Annotated in this window: 1 pseudogene; it reads left to right on the top strand. The window is 35.2% G+C overall.

Going from position 1 to position 905, the window contains the following annotated elements:
• Positions 1–905, top strand: a pseudogene (locus tag AJ886_RS01935) (hypothetical protein); the annotation flags it as partial.

Here is a 905-nt window from a genome sequence, read left to right as displayed (position 1 = left end):
GTAAGTGGAATTTATAGCGATAATCATGGAATTGCTTTAGATGTTGGTTCAAGTACTAGTAAAATAGAACTTAAAAATGGTGGCATTATACAAGGTAAAGTTAATGGTATAAGATTAGAAAAAGCAGCTTCTTTAAGCGGAGAAATAATTTTATCCGGTGAAGGATCTAGAGTAGAAGGTGGAAGTGGCGCTGGTATATCTAATGAAAGCGGAAAAATAGAAGGCTCTATAAAAGTAGAAGATGGAGCTACTGTAACTTCTTCTTCAGGTCAAGCTATCTCTAATTCTGGCTCAGGAAGTATAACAGGTGGTATTACAGTTAGTGGGGAAAACACTAAGCTTGAAGGAAATATAGTCAATACGGATAGTGCATCTATAGGTAGCGATATCAAGATAGAAGGTGGAGCTAAGGTAGAAGGTGGTCTTGTTAATGAAGGAGAAGGCTCTATTACTGGTTCTATTACAATTGATAAAAACAGTCAGCTTGATTCTATCACTAACACCTCTACTTCTGATACAGGTATAAGTGGTTCCATCACTAACAATAGTGATAATAAACTTGAAATTTCCAATGGAGAAGGTGCAACCATAGGTGGAGGTATTACAAATAATGGTAATGCTGATTTAGTTATTTCCAACCAAGGCTCAGTAGGTAAAGATAAAGATGGTAATACAGTAACTAACAATGGTAGTGGTAGTGTTGGAATTAAAGATTGGGTTGTTTCTACAGATAAAGAAACAGGTAAATTAGACACTGTGGTTGTAGGTGGAAGTGGTAAAGATAATGTAAAAGTAGAAAACATCACTGTAGATCAAAGCAATGTTAATCTTGAAGAATTAGGTAATATAAACAATATCATCTCAGGTGTTAATCAAGGCAATATTGGCAATATAGGAACCAATGG

The organism is Campylobacter sp. BCW_6465, assembly GCF_001762815.1.
Taxonomy (GTDB): Bacteria; Campylobacterota; Campylobacteria; order Campylobacterales; family Campylobacteraceae; genus Campylobacter_D; species Campylobacter_D jejuni.
The sequence above is the reverse complement of the archived record's forward strand: the minus strand, read 5'-3'. Positions and strand labels throughout refer to the sequence as shown.